The 487-nt window shown below is 66.5% G+C and carries 1 protein-coding gene; it reads right to left on the bottom strand.

Features of this window, described 5'->3' with window-relative positions:
* Window positions 1–487, bottom strand: a 487-nt coding sequence (locus EN906_RS36745; RefSeq protein ID WP_281060488.1) for an NAD(P)H-hydrate epimerase, incomplete at both ends; no start/stop codon positions are given.

Here is a 487-nt window from a genome sequence, read left to right as displayed (position 1 = left end):
ATCGAGGTGAGGTGTGTCGCGTTCACCTGCATGGCATTGCCAGGCGACAGCACGGTGACCGCCCCTGCCCCGCTTCTGGCGGCGGCCATCGCCGACAGCCGCGCCGCGCCGGTAGCACTGGGACCGCCGGAAAAGACGCCGACATGGCCGCGCTTGTATTTATGCGCGTCCACCGCCGGCACCGGAAATTCCCGCAACCACAGATCCGGCACATTTTCGAAGGTCGAGACGGCGAGCTGGGCGATGATGCCGTCGCCGATGCCAATATCGGCGAGCACGATCTCACCGCATTGCCCGCGCCCCGGCAGCAGCAAGTGGCCGGGCTTTTTCCGCGCGAAGGTGACGGTGACCTCGGCACGAAACGCCCTGCTCAATATTTCGCCGCTGGCTCCCGAGACGCCCGACGGCAGGTCGATCGCGACCACAGGCAGGCGCAGGGCTGTCACTGTATCGACAGCTTTCGCGGCATCGCCGGACAGCGGCTTGG

It is taken from the genome of Mesorhizobium sp. M7A.F.Ca.CA.004.06.1.1 (genome assembly GCF_003999135.1).
In the GTDB taxonomy this organism is placed as follows: domain Bacteria; phylum Pseudomonadota; class Alphaproteobacteria; order Rhizobiales; family Rhizobiaceae; genus Mesorhizobium.
The sequence above is the reverse complement of the archived record's forward strand: the minus strand, read 5'-3'. Positions and strand labels throughout refer to the sequence as shown.